This is a genomic window from Leifsonia sp. NPDC058230 (assembly GCF_042882245.1).
Classification (GTDB): domain Bacteria; phylum Actinomycetota; class Actinomycetes; order Actinomycetales; family Microbacteriaceae; genus Leifsonia.
In genome coordinates this window covers 376138-395089 of the sequence record NZ_JBHVWM010000003.1, presented here as the reverse complement: position 1 = coordinate 395089, position 18952 = coordinate 376138, and the positions used below count along the sequence as shown (strand labels likewise).

14 protein-coding genes are annotated in these 18952 nt (G+C 67.9%); 5 read left to right on the top strand and 9 right to left on the bottom strand.

What is annotated here, in order from left to right:
* Positions 1–9: 9 nt before the first annotated feature.
* Genes ACFVV0_RS11730 through hrpA form a run of 3 tightly spaced genes read left to right on the top strand, consistent with a single transcriptional unit; the run spans position 10 to position 5195 of the window.
* Positions 10–843, top strand: a complete 834-nt coding sequence (locus ACFVV0_RS11730) for an aldo/keto reductase (protein WP_387062829.1) — start codon at positions 10–12, stop codon at positions 841–843.
* A gap of 17 nt (positions 844–860) precedes the next feature.
* Entirely contained in the window at positions 861–1268 is a 408-nt protein-coding gene (locus ACFVV0_RS11725) for a hypothetical protein (RefSeq protein WP_387062827.1), read from the top strand.
* A 36-nt stretch (positions 1269–1304) separates the two neighbouring features.
* The gene (gene hrpA, locus ACFVV0_RS11720) at positions 1305–5195 is read left to right on the top strand and encodes an ATP-dependent RNA helicase HrpA (RefSeq protein WP_387062824.1); all 3891 of its coding nucleotides are present in this window, start codon (positions 1305–1307) and stop codon (positions 5193–5195) included.
* 93 nt (positions 5196–5288) lie between these two features.
* Here hrpA and ACFVV0_RS11715 read toward each other — a convergent pair whose 3' ends face one another.
* Genes ACFVV0_RS11715 through ACFVV0_RS11705 form a run of 3 tightly spaced genes read right to left on the bottom strand, consistent with a single transcriptional unit; the run spans position 5289 to position 7999 of the window.
* Positions 5289–6041 carry an amino acid ABC transporter ATP-binding protein gene (locus ACFVV0_RS11715; protein WP_387063557.1) on the bottom strand — a complete coding sequence of 251 codons (753 nt, stop codon included), beginning with the start codon at positions 6039–6041 and terminating at the stop codon, positions 5289–5291.
* 50 nt (positions 6042–6091) lie between these two features.
* Positions 6092–7093, bottom strand: a complete 1002-nt coding sequence (locus ACFVV0_RS11710; RefSeq protein ID WP_387062821.1) for an amino acid ABC transporter permease — start codon at positions 7091–7093, stop codon at positions 6092–6094.
* Between the two features lie 6 nt (positions 7094–7099).
* Positions 7100–7999 (bottom strand): ABC transporter substrate-binding protein, encoded by a 900-nt coding sequence (locus ACFVV0_RS11705; RefSeq protein WP_387062818.1) that lies wholly within the window; start codon positions 7997–7999, stop codon positions 7100–7102.
* Between the two features lie 221 nt (positions 8000–8220).
* Between ACFVV0_RS11705 and ACFVV0_RS11700 the strand changes: the two genes are divergently transcribed.
* Entirely contained in the window at positions 8221–8730 is a 510-nt protein-coding gene (locus ACFVV0_RS11700; RefSeq protein ID WP_387062815.1) for a GNAT family N-acetyltransferase, read from the top strand.
* 9 nt (positions 8731–8739) lie between these two features.
* On the opposite strand, the gene ACFVV0_RS11695 is transcribed toward ACFVV0_RS11700, so the two are convergent.
* The 6 genes from ACFVV0_RS11695 to ACFVV0_RS11670 form a co-directional block, all read right to left on the bottom strand.
* A complete protein-coding gene (locus ACFVV0_RS11695; protein ID WP_387062813.1) occupies positions 8740–10227 on the bottom strand; it encodes an aromatic amino acid ammonia-lyase in 1488 nt (495 codons plus the stop codon).
* Positions 10227–11528, bottom strand: a complete 1302-nt coding sequence (locus tag ACFVV0_RS11690; RefSeq protein WP_387062810.1) for an NtaA/DmoA family FMN-dependent monooxygenase — start codon at positions 11526–11528, stop codon at positions 10227–10229. Before ACFVV0_RS11690 ends, ACFVV0_RS11695 begins: the two co-directional genes overlap by 1 nt.
* A gap of 13 nt (positions 11529–11541) precedes the next feature.
* Positions 11542–12579 (bottom strand): PLP-dependent cysteine synthase family protein, encoded by a 1038-nt coding sequence (locus ACFVV0_RS11685; protein ID WP_387062807.1) that lies wholly within the window; start codon positions 12577–12579, stop codon positions 11542–11544.
* A 140-nt stretch (positions 12580–12719) separates the two neighbouring features.
* Entirely contained in the window at positions 12720–13565 is an 846-nt protein-coding gene (locus tag ACFVV0_RS11680; protein ID WP_387062804.1) for a sulfurtransferase, read from the bottom strand.
* Between the two features lie 112 nt (positions 13566–13677).
* The gene (locus ACFVV0_RS11675) at positions 13678–14667 is read right to left on the bottom strand and encodes a ribonucleotide-diphosphate reductase subunit beta (protein ID WP_387062801.1); all 990 of its coding nucleotides are present in this window, start codon (positions 14665–14667) and stop codon (positions 13678–13680) included.
* A gap of 128 nt (positions 14668–14795) precedes the next feature.
* Positions 14796–17258 (bottom strand): ribonucleoside-diphosphate reductase subunit alpha, encoded by a 2463-nt coding sequence (locus tag ACFVV0_RS11670; protein WP_387062799.1) that lies wholly within the window; start codon positions 17256–17258, stop codon positions 14796–14798.
* 307 nt (positions 17259–17565) lie between these two features.
* On the opposite strand from ACFVV0_RS11670, the gene ACFVV0_RS11665 reads away from it, so the two are divergent.
* Complete coding sequence (locus ACFVV0_RS11665) at positions 17566–18777, top strand: MFS transporter (protein ID WP_387062796.1); 1212 nt, start codon at positions 17566–17568, stop codon at positions 18775–18777.
* The last annotated feature ends 175 nt before the right edge of the window (positions 18778–18952 follow it).

The window sequence follows — 18952 nt, the reverse complement described above, 5'->3', positions numbered from 1 at the left end:
CGTGGAGGGATGGTTGCAAACGCAAATATCCCCACTCTGACTCTGAACAACGGCACGACCATCCCGCAACTCGGCTTCGGCGTCTTCCGCGTCGACCCGGCCGAGACGACCCGTATCGTCACCGACGCGCTCGAAGTCGGCTACCGCCACATCGACACCGCGGCGATCTACGGCAACGAGGAGGGTGTGGGCCAGGCGATCGCCGCCTCCGGCATCCCCCGCGACGAGCTGTTCGTGACGACGAAGCTCTGGAACGACCGGCAGACGGATGCGCAGGCCGCCTTCGACGAGTCGCTCGCCAAGCTGGGCCTCGACTATGTGGACCTGTACCTCATCCACTGGCCGGCACCGCAGAACGACAACTATGTCGAGGCCTGGAAGTCGCTCGAGAAAATCGCCGCGACCGGCCGCGCGAAGGCCATCGGCGTCTCCAACTTCCTCGTACCGCACCTCGAGAAGCTCCTCGCCGCCGGCGAGGTGGTCCCCGCGGTCAACCAGATCGAGCTGCACCCGGCACACCAGCAGCCCGAGGTGACCGAGTTCTCGCGAGCGCACGGCATCGAGATCGAAGCCTGGGGTCCGCTCGGCCAGGGCAAGTACCCGCTGTTCGAGGCTCCCGAGGTCGCCGCCCCGGCCCAGGCGCACGGCAAGACGCCCGCTCAGGTCGTCATCCGCTGGCACCTGCAGACCGGGAACATCGTGTTCCCCAAGTCGAACCGCCGTGAGCGCATGGCCGAGAACTTCGACGTTTTCGACTTCGAGCTGACCGACGCCGAGGTGGCCGCCATCAGTGCCATGGAGCGCGAAGGTCGCGTCAGCGCACACCCCGAAGAAGTCAACTAGTTCGTTAGGCTCGCCGTGTGCGCATCGTGACGATCACCGGGAAGATCATCTACATCGTCGGCGGCTATGCCGTGCTGCTGGTCCTGAACGTGTTCGTCTTCCAGCAGCTGGTGAACCCCACGATCGACGTGATCATCGTCGCGGTGCTCAACATCGCCTTCGTCGTGATCGGCGTCCGCACTTTCCGGGGTGCGGAAGAGAATCGCGAAGACCCGCGTGCCTGGTGGCGCGCGACCGCCAGGCCGGCAGCCGGCTTCTGGATCGGCTCCGGCCTGGCGGTGGCCACGGGAATCTCCCTGCTGGGCGCGCTCGCGTCGCGACCCGACAGCTCGTTCATCCCTGCCGTTGCCTGCATCGTCTACGGTCTGTTCGCAGCGTTCTACCTGCACTCCTCGTACCGGCTGCGCACCCTCGACCTGGCGTAGTGCGCCTGTGCGGCGACGCCGTAGGATGGAAGGCTGATGTCTTCTACGGTCTCCCCCGCCCGCCTGCACTTCCCGCCTGAGCTCCCCGTCAGCCAGAAGCGGGAGGAGATCGGCCGCGCCATCCGGGAGAACCAGGTCGTCATCGTCGCCGGTGAGACCGGCTCGGGCAAGACGACCCAGCTGCCCAAGATCGCGCTCGAGATCGGCCGCGAGAACATCGGGCACACGCAGCCACGTCGCCTCGCCGCGCGCACGATCGCCGAGCGCATCGCGGAGGAGCTCGGCGAGGACGTCGGTGGTCTCGTCGGGTATCAGGTGCGCTTCACCGATCGTGTCGGAGCGGGCACGCGCATCAAGCTGATGACCGACGGCATCCTGCTGAACGAGATGCACCACGACCGGATGCTGCGCAAGTACGACACGATCATCATCGACGAGGCGCACGAACGCAGCCTCAACATCGACTTCCTGCTCGGCTACCTGCGACAGCTGCTGCCGAAGCGTCCCGACCTCAAGCTCATCATCACCTCGGCGACCATCGACCCCGAGAGCTTCGCCGCCCATTTCGCCGACGCGGACGGCAAGCCCGCCCCGATCGTCGAGGTCTCCGGGCGCACCTTCCCGGTCGAGGTGCGCTACCGCCCGCTGGTCGCGGAGTCCGTGCTCGACGAGGACGACGAGGATGCGGACCCGATCCCCTCGGCCGATCGCGACTACCTGCAGGGCATCAACGACGCCCTCGACGAACTCGCACGCGAGGCACCCGGCGACGTGCTCGTCTTCCTCTCGGGCGAGAACGAGATCCGGGATGCGGCCGACGCGATCCGCGGACGAAACCTGCCGTACACCGAGGTGCTCCCCCTCTACGGGAGGCTGTCGAGCGCGGAGCAGCACCGCGTGTTCCAGCCGTCGACGATGCCGGGCGTGCGGCGGCGCATCGTTCTCGCGACGAACGTTGCCGAGACCAGCCTCACCGTGCCTGGCATCAAGTACGTGGTGGATGCGGGAACGGCGCGAATCTCCCGCTACAGCGTGCGAGCCAAGGTTCAGCGGCTGCCGATCGAGGCGATCTCGCAGGCGAGCGCCAACCAGCGGTCCGGCCGCTCGGGCCGCACCAGCGACGGGATCGCCATCCGGCTCTACTCCCAGGAGGACTTCGAGAAGCGCCCGGAGTTCACCGAACCTGAGGTCCTGCGCACCAACCTGGCCGCCGTCATCCTGCAGATGATCTCCCTCGGCCTCGGAGACATCGCGGCGTTCCCGTTCCTCACCCCGCCCGACTCGCGCGGCATCAAAGACGGACTCGACCTGCTGGCCGAACTCGGCGCGGTCGTGCGCGCCAAGGACGGCAACTCGGCCCTCACGAAGGTGGGCCGGCAACTCGCGCAGCTCCCGATCGATCCCCGGTTCGCCCGGATGGTCGTCGAATCCAAGAAGCACGGCACGTCGCGCGAGGTGATGGCGATCGTCGCCGGTCTGACCATCCAGGACCCGCGCGAACGACCCGTCGAGAGACGCGGCACGGCGGATGAGCTTCACGCGCGGTTCGCCGACCCCACCAGCGACTTCCTCACCCTGCTGAACCTCTGGAACTACCTCGAGGAGAAACAGAAGGAGCTCTCGTCGAGCGCGTTCCGCCGTCTGCTCAAGAACGAGTTCCTCAACTTCCTGCGCGTGCGCGAATGGCAGGACGTGTACCGGCAGCTGCGTCAGCTCGCCAAGCCGCTCGGACTCACGATGGGCGACCCCTCGGTCAACCCCGACGGCATCCACCGCTCACTCCTGGCCGGTCTGCTCTCGCACATCGGGCTGAAGGATGCGACCGCATCCGGCAACAAGGCGGGCTCCGGGCGCGGCACGGGCAGCGCATCCGCTCGCGCCGGCCGTAACGCCGAATACCTCGGAGCGCGCCAGACGCGTTTCGTGATCTTCCCGGGATCGACGCTCGCCAAGAAGCAGCCCAACGCGCTGATGAGCGCCGAGCTCGTCGAGACCAGCCGCCTCTTCGCCCGCATGAACGCCTCCATCGACCCCGCGTGGGCGGAGCCGATCGCCGGCGACCTCGTGAAGCGCAGCTACAGCGAGCCCCACTGGGAGAAGAGCCAGGGCGCCGTCGTCGCGTACGAGCGGGCCACACTCTACGGCGTGCCGATCATCCCGCGCCGCCGGGTGCAGTACTCGCGCATCGACCCCGGACTCGCCCGCGAGCTCTTCATCCGCCACGCGCTCGTCGAGGGTGAGTGGGATTCGCACCAGGCGTTCGACCGCGCGAACAAGAAACTGCGCGCCGAGCTGCGCGAGCTCGAAGAGCGCACGCGCCGCCGCGACATCCTCAACGACGACGAGGCCGTCTTCGACTTCTACGACCAGCGCATCCCCGCCGACGTCGTCTCCACCCGCAGCTTCGAGGGCTGGTGGCGCACCGCGAAGAACGAGACGCCCGAGCTGCTCACGATGACCCAGGAAGCGCTGCTCGCCGAGGATTCGACGCCGGTCGACGACGAAGCCTTCCCACCGGTGTGGCGCCAGGGCGATCAGCAGCTGACGCTGCGCTACCGGTTCGAGCCGGGAGCCGAGGACGACGGCGTCACCGTGCAGGTTCCGCTCCCGCTCCTTGCCGGACTGGTGCCCGACGGATTCGACTGGCAGGTTCCCGGGCTTCGCCAGGAGCTCGTGACGGCGATGATCAAGTCGCTGCCGAAGGCGATCCGCCGGCTCGTCGTTCCGGCGGGCGACTGGGCGACGCGTCTGCTCGGCGACCTTCGGGAGAGCTCGGGGATGCGAGCCCACGAGGGCCAGCGGCCCGCCGCCTCCCTCGCGGACACTCTCGCTGCGGCCATCAACCGCTTGACCAGTTCGCGGGTGACCGGCGAGGACTTCGATCTGGAGCGCATCCCCGCCCACCTGCGGCCGACGTTCCAGGTCGTCGGCGAGCGCGGGCGGCCGATGGCGTCGGGCAAGGATCTCGCGGCGCTCCAGGACCAGCTGCGCTCGCGCGCCCGCGACTCGGTGGCCCGCGTCGCCGAAGCCCGCACACCCAACGCTCTCGAGCGCGCAGGCCTGACGACGTGGGATTTCGACGAGCTCCCGCGCTTCCTCGACACCGAGCAGAAGGGTCCGGGCGGGGCGACCAACGTCATCCGCGCCTACCCGGCGCTCGTCGACGACGGGTCGAGCGTCAGCATCCGCCTGATGAGCACCCCCGCCGACCAGGCCGCCGCGATGCCCGGCGGCGTGCGTCGTCTGCTGCTGGCCTCCATCCCGTCTCCCGTCGCCTACGTGCAGCAGCACCTCACCGCGAACGAGAAGCTGACCATCGCCGCCAGCCCGTACCCCACCACCAAGGCCCTGTTCGACGACGCACTGCTCGCCGTCATCGACAGTGTGCTGTACCGGATGAAGCCCGACGGCCAGGTCTTCATGCGCGCCGAGTTCGAGGATGTGCGCGATCGGGTGTCAGGGATCGTCATGGACTCGATGTTCCAGACCATCGCCCTGGTCACGCGCATCCTGACGGCCGCGCGCGCCGCCGAGAAGGCGATCGGTGGCGCGACCTCTCTGGTGTTCCTGTCCGCGCTCAACGACGCGAAGACCCAGCTGGCCGGACTCGTCTACCCCGGATTCGTGTCGGCGACCGGCCTCGAGCGGCTCCAGCACATCCCGCGCTACCTCAACGGGATCACCCAGCGCATCGCGGCCCTCCCGGTGAATCCGGGCCGCGACCGGGCCTGGCAGACGCAGGTGGAGACCGCGCTCGCGCTCTACACGGACGCGGGCGGGCGCATCCCGCCGGCGCCGGGGTCGAGCGAAGCGATCGTCCACGCGCGCTGGATGCTCGAAGAGTTCCGCGTCAGCCTGTTCGCCCAGGGCCTCGGCACGGCCGAGACCGCGTCGCTACAACGCCTCCGCAAAGTCCTCGGCGGCTGACCGCCCTCGAGTCCGCGGAAAGTTACTGCCGAGTACGCGCGAATTCGCCCGAAAACCGCCGAGTCCACAGACAGTTCGTGGACTCGGCGGCTCTCAGAGCACCTTGGAGAGGAAGGCCTGGGTGCGGGCGTGCTGGGGGTTGGCCAGCACTTCGCGCGGATCGCCCGACTCGACGACGACGCCGCCGTCCATGAAGACGATCTCGTCGGCGACCTCGCGGGCGAAGCCCATCTCGTGGGTGACGACGATCATGGTCATTCCGGATGCGGCCAGCCCCTTCATCACGTCGAGCACCTCGCCGACGAGCTCAGGGTCGAGCGCCGAGGTGGGCTCGTCGAAGAGCATCAGCTTGGGGTCCATGGCGAGTGCGCGGGCGATCGCGACGCGCTGCTGCTGACCGCCCGAGAGGTGCGCCGGATAGTGGTCGCCCTTGTCCCCGAGACCGACCCGGGTGAGCAGTTCCTGCGCGCGTGCCGCCGCCTGGGACTTCGGGACGCCCTTGACCCGCATCGGAGCCTCCATGACGTTCTCCAGCGCCGTCATGTGCGGGAACAGGTTGAACCTCTGGAACACCATCCCGATCTCGCGGCGCTGCTTCGACGCCTCCTTGGGCTTCAGTTCGTACAGCTTGTCGCCATGCTGGCGGTAGCCGACGAGTTCGCCGTCGACGGAGAGGCGGCCCGCATCCACACGCTCGAGGTGGTTGATGCACCTCAGGAAGGTGGACTTGCCGGATCCGGACGGGCCGACGATGCAGAGCACCTCGCCCCGCCTCACCGACAGGGAGATGCTCTTCAGCACCTCGTTCGATCCGAAACTCTTGGAGACACCATCGGCGAGGACCATCGGGGGCGCGGTGGCCGACGAGGCCGTGCTTCCGGTCAGGGTCGTTTCGCTCATCCCTTGCCTCCCAGATCGTTGCCGGCCGGTCCCTCGATGCTGGCGCCCGCGATCGCGCCGGTGGTCGCGCCGCCGTCGCCGCGGTCGGGCCTGCGCGCCGAGACTCCGCGCGAGAACCGCTTCTCCAGGAAGTACTGGCCCACCATGAGGATCGACGTGAAGAGCAGATACCAGAGCGACGCGACGATCAGCAACGGGATGGGCGTGAACGTCACCGCGGAGATGTCGCGCGCGACACCGTAGAGGTCGGTGGTCAGCGGAATGGCCGCGACCAGCGAGGTCGTCTTCAGCATCGAGATGACCTCGTTGCCGGTCGGCGGGATGATCACGCGCATCGACTGCGGGATGACGATGCGGGACATGGTCTGGCCCCAGGACATCCCGAGAGCGGTCGCCGCCTCTTCCTGCCCGGCGTCGACCGACAAGAGTCCCGCGCGCACGATCTCCGCCATGTAGGCCGCCTCATTGAGAGCCAACCCGATGATCGCGATCACGAACGCGTTCTGCATGAAGCCGAGGTCGAGGTTCACGCCGAAGTCGGTCCACGGCACGCCGAGGAAGATCTGCGGGTAGATCAGCGAGAACAGGCCCCAGAACACCAGCTGCACGTATACAGGCGTACCGCGGAAGATCCAGAGGTACAGCCAGGCGACCGATTTCACGACCGGGTTCGGCGAGAGGCGCATGACCGCGAGGATGAGCCCGAGCACGACGCCGATGATCATCGAGTAGATCGTCAGCTGCAGGGTGACGAGCGCAGCAGCACTGATGCGCCTGTCGAAGATGTACTTCCCGACGTTCGGCCAGCCGTATGCCTCGCGCTGGGAGGCATCGATGATGAACCAGACGAGGAGGAGGATGAGCACCGCGGCGATGATGATGCGCCACGGGTGCTTGAGCTTGATCGCCTTGATCGGCTCAGACGTCGCGGGTGGAGCGGTGGTGCCGGCCGGCGACGGGGTTCCCGTCGCCGACCGGTCCTGGTTGCCCAGGGACATGGTTCATCAGCCCTTCGAGGCGGCGTTGACCTCGACGGTCGTGACGGCGCCGTCGGAGACGCCCCACTTGTCGAGGATCTTGCCGTAGGTTCCGTCGTCGATCAGCGCCTGGATCGTCTTCTGGATGACCGGGGTCAGCTTCGAGTCCTTGGCGATCGGGATGCCGTACGGCGCGACCTCGAAGGCCTCTCCGGCCGTCTGCAGCTTGCCCTCCGACTTGGAGATCGCGTACAGGGTGACGGGCGAGTCGGCGCTGAGCGCATCCGCCTTGCCGAGGATGACGGCGTTGGTCGCGTCGTCCTGGGTGTCGTAGCGCAGAACCTCGATCGCCGCCTTTCCGGCGTCGGTGCAGGTCTTCGACTTGGCGGGGACCTCGTCGGTGTCCTCGTAGGTGGTCGCCTGCACGGCGACCTTCAGCCCGCAGGCGTTGTCGGGGTCGACGTCCTTGCCCTTGGCCGAGGCCCACATGATGCCGGCGGTGTAGTAGTTGACGAAGTCGACCTGCTGCTCGCGCTCGGTGGTGTCGGTGAACGACGACATGCCGATGTCGTCCTTGCCGCCGGCGACGCTCGGGATGATGTTGTCGAACTTCGCGATGGCGAACTTGGTCTTGAGGCCGAGCTTGGCGGTGATCGCGTTGGTGAGTTCCACCTCCCAGCCGACCGGGTTGCCGTTGTCGTCCTTGAACTCGTTCGGCGGGTAGGTGTCGTCCATCCCGACCGTCAGGGTGCCGGCCGACTTGACGTCCTCGGGAAGCTGGGACGCGAGGCTGTCGTCCTTCTTCACGTCGGCGGCGCTCGACGCAGAGCCGCCGCTCGAGGGGGTGGAGTTGTCGACACAGCCGGTCAGCGCGAGCGCGGCGATGGCGACGAAGGCGGCCGCGGGGGCCACATATCGGATGCGCATTGTGTGTTGTCCTTCTTCCGGGTGCAGGGGATGCAGGAACGCAGTAGCTGGAGCATACCTCAGCCGCCACGCGGTACATTCACACTAATTCGCGCGTGCGACGCCACTTTTCGCAGAGATTTCCGACACATTTCGTGATTTCTTGCACGGAATCGGTTGTCGATGACGAAGTGTGAAACCGGAAGGCGCACCCGGCGCGCCAGGCGCGTTATCGTCGAATCGTGACCGAATCGTCAGCCGACTTCGCGGCCTCCACTGTGGTAGTCGTCACCAGCCCCACCGACCCGCTGGCGACGCCCCTCGTCGAGGAGCTCTCGCGCGAGTACGACGAGCGCTACGGGCTCAACGACGGCATCCCGTCCTCCGCCGAGCTGTCCCGCTATCCCGCCGAGATCTTCAGCGCCGCCGAGGGTGGAACGTTCATCCTCCTCCTCGCCGACGGCGAGGCGGTCGCCGGCGGAGCCTTCAAACGCGAGGACGCCGAGACGGTCGAGGTCAAGCGGGTCTGGACGCACTCGGCGCACCGCCGCAGGGGCCTCGCGCGGCGCGTGATGGCCGAACTCGAGGCGGAGGCCGTCCGTCGCGGCTATCGCACCGTCGTGCTCACGACCGGGGCGCGTCAGCCCGAAGCGGTCGCCCTGTACCTCTCCCTCGGCTACGAGCCGGAGTTCGACCTCGATGGGGACTGGGAAGCGGTCTCGTACCTCAGCTTTCGCAAGACGCTCCGCTGAGCGGACCGGTCAGCGGCCTGTCAGCACGCTGAGCGCGGCGGGCACGAGGTCGGCGGATGCATCCCCGCCGGCGATCAGCGCATCCAACGCCCCGAAGACCGGCGCGGTTCCGTCACCTGTTGGCGTCGCACCGGCAACGCGGAGCGCATCCGCGGCGTGCAGCGCCTCGATCGCGAGCACCTCGCCCGTGAGCGCCAGCGAACGCTGCAACAACCGCAGGGCGAGCGGCGCGAGCGTCGCGTGATCCTCGACCCCCGACAGCGTCGTGATCCCGAGCGTCGCTGGAGCGGCCAACTGCCGCAGCTCGGCCACAGCCGCCGCTGCCGAGTACAGCAGCAGGCCGGGAACGCGGGTACGCCCCTCGGAGCGTGCGGGCGCGAGCGCGAGTGAGAGCGCGGCGGCGCGGCGCTCGGAGGCGGAACCGACATGCGCGAGCACGAGCCGGAGACCCTCGAGCGACAGCGCGAGCGGCAGGGCCTGGAAGTTGCCGCCCGAGACCATGGCGCCGCTGGCCGTGTCGACCACGGGGTTGTCGCTGCGGGCTGCCAGTTCGAGGTCGAGCTCGGCTTGGGCGCGGTCGACGGATTCGCGCAGAGCGCCATGTAGTTGTGGCGCCGTCCGGAAGGCGAGAGGGTCTTGCACGGTGACCGCGCGCTCCGGCTTTTCGAGGGCGCTCCCGGCGAGAGCCGCCCGGATCGCTGCGGCCGACATCCGCTGCCCTGCCCCGCCCCGCGCATCCGCGACCACGGAGCTGAACGCGCTGAGGTTGCCGGCCGGTCCGGATGCTGCGACCGCCTCGAGCGAGAGCGCGATCGCGAGATCGGCGGCGGCCAGCGACCGCGCTTCGGTGACCGCCAGCGCGCCGACGCCGATGCTGTAGGCGTTGGAGCTGAGCACCGCCAGTCCTTCGTGCGGCGCCAGCTCGACCGGCACCAGTCCGGCGGCTTCCAGGGCGGTGCGCCCGTCCACGATCCCGCCCGAGCCGTCGAAGGCGCGACCCGATCCGGTCACGACCGCAGCGACCTCTGCGAGGTGGGTCAGGTCGGCAGCACCGACCGAACCGCGAGCGGGGATCACCGGATGCACGCCCGCGTCGAGCATGGCGGCATACGCCTCGGCGAGCTCGGGTCGCACCCCCGATCCCCCGCGCGTGAAGCCGATCAGACGCGCGGCGATCACCGCCCGGGTCTCCCGAAGCTCCAGCGACTCCCCCACACCGCCCCGGTGGTTCGCGATCGTGCGCCGCTGGAACTCGGCGAATTCCGCCGGATCGACGACGGTATCCCTGCCGGCACCCAACCGGCGGTTGAGCCCGTAGACCGGACGTCCGGCCGCGATCGCCTCCTCGACCACTGCTCGCGACGCGGCGAGCGTCGCGAGCACGTCCGCCCCGAGCGACACGCGAGCGCCGTCTGCGATGGCGACGAGGTCGGCGACGGTCGGCGCGTCCGCCGTCAGCTCGACGAGCGGCCGGGCATCCGCCGCGGTGGTCGCCATCAGAACTCCAGCAGGTTCTGCCGCAGACCCCCACCGCAGAAGCCGGTGCGGATGAGACCGCGGCGGCGCAGGGCCGGCACCAGGGCATCCAGAGTGCGATGCACGTGCGCCGGATGCACCTGGCCGGTAAACAGGAAGCCGTCGCCCCCCACGGCCCCGCCCAGCTCGCCCAGGTGGTCGGCGACCTCGTCGGCCGTGCCGACGATGGCGAGGCCGTCCTTGCGGGCGCGCGCCTGCAGGATCTCGCGGAGCGTCGAGCCGGCCGGCGCCGACTTCACGAAGTTGTCGAGCGTTCCCTGGTTGCTGTTCGTGGTCAGCTCGGGCAAGGGCTCATCGAGGTCGAACGTCTTGAAATCGACGCCGCTGAGGTAGGAGATGGACTGCAACTGCTCGTCGATCGCCGCCTGCGTCAGCTCGGCCCGCGCCGCTCTGACGCTCGCGGTCTCCTCGGCGTTCGCGGTGATCACCGGATTGACGACGAACAGCACCTTCACCGAATCGGGGTCGCGGCCGTTCGCGAGCGCGACCTGACGGATGGAGTCGCGGTACTCGCGCATCCGCTCGGCCGTCGAAGCCAGGGCGAGGACGACATCCGAGTTCTTGCCCGCGAAATCACGCCCGCGACCGGAGGCGCCGGCCTGCACCATGACCGGCTCATCGGCTGCCGGCACGGTGTTCAGCGGACCCCGCACCCGGAAGAACCGGCCATCGTGGTCGATCGTGTGCACCTTGGTGAAGTCGGCGTAGACGCCCCGCTCGACATCTTCGAGCACCGCATCCTGGTCCCAGCTGCGCCAGAGCTTGCGCACCACGTCGACCCACTCGTCCGCGCGGTCATAGCGGAGATCGTGGTCCACCTGCTTGTCGAGACCGTAGTTCTGGGCGGCGAGGTCGGAACCGCTGGTCACCACGTTGAAGCCGAGCCGTCCGTTCGCGAAGTGCTGAAGCGTGGAGAGGAGTCGCGCAGCCGTGAACGGCTCGTAGAAGCTCGCGCTCAGGGTGGGCACGATACCGAGGTTGCTGGTCGCACCGAGCAGGTACGGCACCAACGGCAGCGGGTCGTGCTTCGGCACGAAACGCGCGGCCGAGAGGTTGACCTCCGCGGTACCGCCGTAGGTGTCGGGAACCGCTACACCGTCCTCGATGATGAAGAGGTCGAGTCCGCTCGCCTCGAACAGGCGGGCGGCATCCTGGTACACCGGTGGCTGCTTCCAGTCGTAGCCGATGCCATAGCTGGGGTCGCCCCAGCCCTGCACGCCGAAGCCGGCGCCGAGGAACCATCCGAAATGGAGAAGAGGCATATGCGCTTTCCGACTACTCGTCTTCAGAGTGCGTGGCGCCCGTAAGGCCGGACGTGGCCAGCCAGTCCGCGTCGAACGCCTTGGTGAGATAGTTGATGCCGCCGTCCGGCGCGATCGCCACGACGACCGAACCCGCGGGTGCGCTGCGGGCGGTGCGCAGCGCGACGGCGACCGCGAGGCCCGAAGACGGGCCGAGCAGCAAAGCCTCCTCGGCGGCCAGACGGTGGACGGTCGAGTAGACCTCACGGTCGTCGACCGTGTGCACCTCGTCGACCACGGCGTGGTCGAAGGTCTCGGGCCAGTAGTCGCGCGGCCAGGCGGTGCCGACCCCGTCGACAAGGATCGTCCCTGCAGGACCGCCGTCGTAGGTCGAGCCGACAGGGTTGGCGCCGATGACGCGCACACCGCCACCGCTCACATCCTTCAGGTAGCGACCGGTGCCGCTGACCGTGCCGCCTGTGCCGATGGCGGCGACGAAATGAGTGACCTGCGCGGCCGTCTGCCGCCAGATCTCCGGACCGGTGCCGAGGTAGTGTGCGGCGGGGTTCGCGGCGTTCGAGAACTGGGTGGGACGCCAGGCGCCCGCGGCCTCGGCGGCGATACGGTCGGCGACGGCGCGCGGGTTGGCCGGGTCGCTCGGTGCGGCCTCCCAATCGGCCTCGACGAGTCGGGCTCCGTACGCCGACAGCACCTTGCGCTTCTCAGCGGAGATGTCGGCGCTGTGCACGATGATCACCGGATGCCCGGTCAGCCGGCCGATCAGAGCCAGGCCGATCCCGGTGTTGCCCGAGGTCGCCTCGACGATCGTTCCGCCCGGCGCGAGAGCCCCCGACGCCTCGGCCGTGCGGATCATGTTCAGCGCGATGCGGTCCTTCGACGACCCGCCGGGGTTGCGGCCCTCGAGCTTCACCAGCACCCGGGACTCGAGGCCGCGCGTGAGTGCGCGCAGTTCGACGACCGGTGTGTTCCCGATCAGGGATGCGACCGAGTCGAACACCTCGTCGGCGGGCGCGGGAAGCGCCTCGCTCGGGCGCACATGAACGGCGGTCATGCAGAGACCCTAAACTCCGCGCCCCCTGCCTCGTACCGCTGTTGCCCACTGTTACGCATGCTCGTCGGGCCGACTCGTGCGAAAAGTGCGCTCCTGAGTCCTTCGACCGCACTTTTCGCACGAATCGGTGGGCGATCGGATCAGCTACCGGTGGCGGCAGGGCGGGACGGGTCGTTCGACCAGGCGGACCAGGAGCCGGGGTAGAGTGCGGGCGCGAAACCGGCGACCTCCAGCGCGAGCGCCACGTGGGCGGCGGTCACGCCTGAGCCGCAATACACGCCCACGGGCGCATCCGCCGTCACGCCGAGGGCGGCGAACCGGTCGGCGAGAACGGCCGCGGGCAGCATCCTGCCGTCGGCGTCGAGGTTGTCCGTGGCGGGGGCGCTCACCGCGCCGGGTATGTGTCCGGCGCGCGGATCGACGGGCTCGACCTCGCCACGGAAGCGTTCGGCGGCTCGCGCGTCGAGGAGGGCACCGCGCAGCGCCAGCTCGGCCGACGCATCCGCGTCGAGGGTGCGGAGCGAACCGTAGGAGAGGTGCACGTCACCCGCGCTCGGGATGTTCGATCCGGTCTCGAGGTCGCCGTCGGCGGCGCGCCAGGCGGCCAGCCCGCCGTCGAGCACCCGCACATCGGCGAACCCGGCATGGCGCAGCAGCCACCAGGCTCGGGCCGCGGAGAGGCCGGAGAGATCGTCGTAGACGACCACCGCATCCCCCGCGTTCAGGCCCCAGCCGCGCGCCGCGGACTCGAAGTCGGCGATCTGGGGCAGCGGGTGCCGCCCGTCCGTCGGTTCGCCGTGGCCGGCCAGCTCGGTGTCGAGGTCGACGTATACCGCTCCGGGAATGTGCCCGCGCTCGTATTCGGGCCGGCCGGGAGGCCCGCCCAGCTTCCAGCGCACATCGAGCACTCGTGGAGGTCGGGATGCGGTCAGAGCCTGGGCCAGCTCACGGGCGTCGATCAGGGGTCGCGCGTTCGGAGGAGTCACTCCACCATCCTCACAGACCCGTGCGCGAGCCGACGAAACGAGGGGTCACGACGTGCCGTGCGATCGGATGCGCACACGGCGAGTCGTGACCCCTCGTTCTTGTCGAAGCGGCTCAGTGGCCGGTGGACGCCTTCGCATTCGACTCGTAGGAGGTGTTCGTGGACTCGAAGAAGTTCACGAGCTCCAGCGTGTCGTTTGCCGTCGCCATCCACTTGGCCGGGTTCGCGACCTTGTATTCCGGCTCGAAGCCGAGCTCTTCGAGACGACGGTCGGCCAGATACTTCACGTACTGGTTGATGTAGTTGGCGTTGAGGCCGAGGATGCCGCCGGGCAGCAGATCCCGGTTGTACTGCTCTTCCATCTCGACCGCGTCGAGGATCATCTGGCGGATCTCGTTCGCGAACTCCTCGGTCTGCAGGTCGGGGTTCTCCTCCAGCACGGTGAGGATGAGGTTGATCCCGAACTTGAGGTGCAGCGACTCGTCGCGCACCACCCAGTCGATCAGCGAGCCGAAGTTGCGCAGCAGGTTGCGCTGACGGAACGACAGCGCAACCATGAAGCCCGAATAGAACCAGATGCCCTCGAGGATCACGTTGTACGCCACGAGGTTCCGGATGAAGTCCTGCTTGCCCTGCGTCGTGGTGATGTCGAGGGTCTGTTCGGTCATCCGCTTGATGAACTTGACCTCGAACTCTTCCTTGCGGGCCATCGACGGCACGTCGACGTGGGAGTTGTACGCCTGCTCGCGGTCGATCGGGAACGTCTCGAGGACGTACTCGAACGACATGCAGTGGTTGGCTTCCTCCCACATCTGCTTGGCGAGGTAGAGGTGCGCCTCGGCCGCCTGCAGGTAGGGGTAGACGCCGAACGCCAGCGCCTTGTTCACGAGGAGCTCGTTCGGGTTGAAGTAGCTCATCAGGAAGGTGATGGCGTGCCGCTCTTCGTCGGTCATCCTCTTGAAGTCGGCGATGTCCTCGCCGAGCTGGATCTCGTTCGGGAACCACGTGTTCGCCACGGCCTGGTCGTACAGGTCCATCGCCCACTTGTACTTGACCGGCTTCAGCAGCAGGCCCTCTTCGATTCCCGTTCCCAGAATCCCCATGGTGTCTCTCTTCTCCTCAAAGTCTCGCGGCGCGGCGCGCTGCAGGTGTCGGTCCTACTGGCAGGACTCGCACTGCAGGTCGTCCATCGGGTCGACAGGCACGTAGTACTCCTCGATCTTGGTGTTCATTACTTCTCACCACCCGTCGAGAGTCCTCCGAAGCCGCGGCGAGCCGGGGCGGCGGGAGCGGGAGCGGCATCCGGGGATGCAGCCGACGTGGCGCCGACCGACGCGAAGCCCTTGCGGGCCGCGTCGATCTCGTCGGCCTTGTTGACCTTGACGGTCGACTGCTCGGCCTGGTGGCGCGGCTTCATGTGCAGGTAGTAGGTGGTCTTGACGCCACGCTCCCACGCTGCGTAGTAGATGTCCATCATGTCGCCGATGTCGCGGGTCTCCAGGTACATGTTGCGGCTGATGGCCTGGTCGATCCACTTCTGGGCACGGGCCGCGACCTCGATGAACGAGTACGGCGAGAGCTGGAAGCTCGTCTTGTAGGTCGCCTTGATCTCGTCGGGGATCGCGGCGATGCCCTGGATGTCGCCCTGCGAGCGCAGGATCGCCTCGCGGGTCGACTCCCACAGACCGCGTTCCTGCAGCGCCGAGACCAGGTTGCGGTTCACCTCGAGGAACTTGCCCGACGAGGTGGAGCGGCTGAAGATCTGCGAGAACTGCGGGTCGAAGCCGGGCGTGGTGCCGGCGACGAGGCCGATGGATGCGGTGGGCGCGATGGCCATGAGGGTCGCGTTGCGCATGCCGCCCTTGACCTTGGCGCGCAGCGCATCCCAGTCGAGACGGGTCGTGCGGTTGACCTTGATCGGGAGGCCGCGGTCCTGCTCGGTCAATGCGATCGAGTCGAACGGAACGAGACCCTGCGACCAGCGCGAGCCCTCGAAGTTGTTGTACGCACCGCGCTCCTGGGCCAGGTCGGCGCTCTCGTCGATGGCCGCGTACGAGACGTGCTCCATGATCTCGTCGATCAGGTCGTACGCCTCTTCGCTCTCGTAGCTGAGACCGAGCTTCTCGACGATGTCGGTGAAGCCCATGACGCCGAGGCCGATGGCCCGGTTCTGCTGGTTGGAGAAGTCGGCCTCGTCGACGCTCGACACCGTGATGTCGATCAGGTTGTCGAGCTGGCGGACCGCGAGGCGGGCGCTCTGCTCGATGCGAGCCCAGTCCATCGCGCCGTCGACCAGGTGGCGCGACAGGTTGATCGACGCCAGGTTGCAGACGGAGACGTTGTCGCGGTCCTGCGGGAGCGTGATCTCGGTGCACAGGTTCGACAGGTGGATGGTGCCGGTGTTGTTGTTGAGCGCACGGTTGTTGATCGTGTCCTTCCAGGTCAGCCACGGGTGGCTGGTTGTCTGGAGGCTCATCAGGATGTCCTTGAACTGCGAGCGGGCGCTGATGCGCTTGAACATCGCGATGCGTCCCGCCTCGGCCTCGGCCACGTAGAACGCGTAGCGCTCCGAGAACTCCTTGCCGTACAGCTCGTTGAGGTCGGCGACCTCCAGCGGGTCGAACAGGTACCAGTCCTGGTCGTTCTGAACGCGCTTCATGAACTCGTCGCTGATCCACACGGCGGTGTTCGCGGTGCGGGTGCGGCGGTAGGGGTCTCCCGAGTTCTGGCGGAGGTCGAGGAACTCCGGGAAGTCCATGTGCCAGTTCTCCATGTAGAAGCAGAGGGCACCGAACTTCTTGCCGCCGCGGCTCACCGCGCGCAGCACCGAGTCGATGGTGTGCATGAACGGGATCGGGCCCGTCGATGTGGTGTTGTTGGAGCGGATGGGCGAGCCCTGCGCGCGCAGCTTGGTGACCGCGAGGCCGATTCCGCCGGTTCCCTTGGTGAGCCACATGACGTCGCGAACGCTCTTGGCGATGTGCTCGATGTCGTCTTGCATCTCCATGACGAAGCAGTTGGAGAGCTGCGGGTACGCGGTGCCTGCGTTGACGAGGGTGGAGCCCGCGGCCAGGTACTCGAGGTTCGACATCTTGGCGTAGAACTCGAGAGCGTGGCTGGTCGGGTCGGCCTCGTTGAGCGACAGGCCCATCGCGATGCGCATCCAGAAGTACTGCGGGACCTCGAGCGTCTCGCCGTTGCGGGCCTTGATGCCGTAGCGGTTGTTCAGGGTGACGACGCCGATGTACTTGAGCAGCTCATCCTTCGACGGGTCGAGGTGGCCGGCCAGACGGTCGAGGTCGAAGAGCTGGGTGAAGCGGGAGTCGAGCAGGGTTTCGGAGACGCCGCGCTCGATGTACGCACGGAAGTGGCTCGCGTGCAGCGAGACGAGCTCGTCGGCGGTGGTGTAGTCGCCGAGCACGCGCTTGTAGATGGTCTTGAGGAGGAGCCGGGCGGCGACGGTGTCGAACGCCGGGTCGTCCTTGACGTTCTGGAGGGCGACCTGGATGACGGCCTCGTCGAGCTGCTGCGTCGTGATGCCGTCGAACAGGGTCAACTCGAGCTCACTCGCGATCTGGGTGACCCAGGTGATGTTCTCGTCGAGGCCTTCGGCGGCGTGCTCGATCGCCAAGTTGATCTTGTTCGCGTCGTACGGCTCCCGCTCGCCGTTCCGCTTCACAACAGTGATGGCCACTTTCTCTCCCTCTCAATGTGCCACTCCCGTGAGTGGCGATGCCTAACGTCCGTCAAGCGGACGGCGGGTCGTCCCCGCCGGGTCGGTGCCCGCCCCTTGCTTCAAAAACCCCTTGTCACGGCCGAAAACTGGGGGACCGAGCCCTCGCTGCTTTTCGGCGTGTGACCACTATATAGCGGGGTCCCGACATTTTCCGAACCCCACATCTAGTGGGCGTGTCATCCACAGATGTGTATAAGTTGTCCACTTTTCCACAGGCTGTTCGCTCCCCGGCCGCGCGCCGCTCACCCGATAGACTGAGCATCCCGTGAGCACCTATTCCAGCCTTCTGAAGACGCCGGGCGTCGCGAGGATCATCGCTGCCCAGCTCACGGCGCGCTTCCCGTTCGGCATGCTCTCACTGGCGTTCCTGCTGCACATCGAGCACGTGCACCACTCCTACGGCGCGGCCGGCCTCGTGCTCGGAGCGATGAGCATCGGCCAGGCGATCGCCGGCCCGATGACGAGCCGGCTGATGGGCGTGCTCGGGATGCGCACGGTCCTGTGGACGACACTCGGTCTCTGCACCGTCGCGGTCGCGGCGATCGGCGTGTTCGTCATGCCCATCCCGTTGACGATGGCGGTCGCGTTCTTCGCCGGACTGAGCATGCCGCCCATCCAGCCGGCCGTGCGCACCATCTACCCCAAGATGGTCAACTCGCGTCAGCTCACCCCGCTCTTCTCGCTGGACGCGTCCGCGCAGGAGATCATCTGGATCGCCGGCCCCGTCGCGATCACGTTCGTCTCGACTCAGATCGGCACCGTGGAGGGCATCCTCATGTCGGTGGCGATCATGCTGCTCGGCGGCCTCTGGTTCATCTCCTCGCCCGAGGTCGGGCGGGTGCGCATCCCCCGAAGCAAGCGTCGCTTCGGCGTCGTGCTCGCCCGGCCGCCGGTGCTTCTCGCGACGGTCGTCGGCTTCCTCCTCATCGGGTCCTGCGCGGCGATCGAGGCGGGCGTCGTCGCCAACTTCGGCGAGGGATCGCCCTACGCCGGCATCGTGCTCGCCATCTGGTCGCTCGGCTCCCTCATCGGCGGCCTCGCCTTCGGGCACATTCCGATCGGGCCGTGGGCTACCGCCCGCCGCATGTTCATCGTGTTCGTCGGCGTCACCATCTCCACCTTCATGCTCGGTTCGTGGTGGGGCCTCTCGCTCACCCTCATCGTCGCCGGGCTCGGCATCGCCCCCGCCCTCGCCGTGCTTTTCGCGATCGTCTCCGCCAGCGTCAAGTTCAGCGACACCGCCGAGGCCTACGGCTGGGTCGGCACGGGCCAGCTCATCGGCGCCGCCCTCGGCTCGGCCCTCGCCGGCTTCCTGATCGACGGCTCCGGTCCGGTCGGCGCTTTCTACGCCGCCGGAGCCTTCGCCCTGGTCGGATTCATCGTCCCAGCGCTGGCCTGGCGCATCCACCCCGATCTCCGAGGCCGCGACGCCAGCCCCATCCCCGACACCGAACCGGTCCCGGTCCAGCCGTCGTGAGCCGGGGGGTCAGGGTCGGCAGCTCCGCGTGGCTGCCCGCCGCCGCGCCGTGGTTCGTTCCGCAGGTCGTTCCGCGGGAGAGATCGTGCGCCCCGCGCCCCGATCTCCGTTCTGACGGAGGACACGCCCGGTCGGCCGACGATTCCTCCGACATTCGGGATGCGCGCGCGGGACA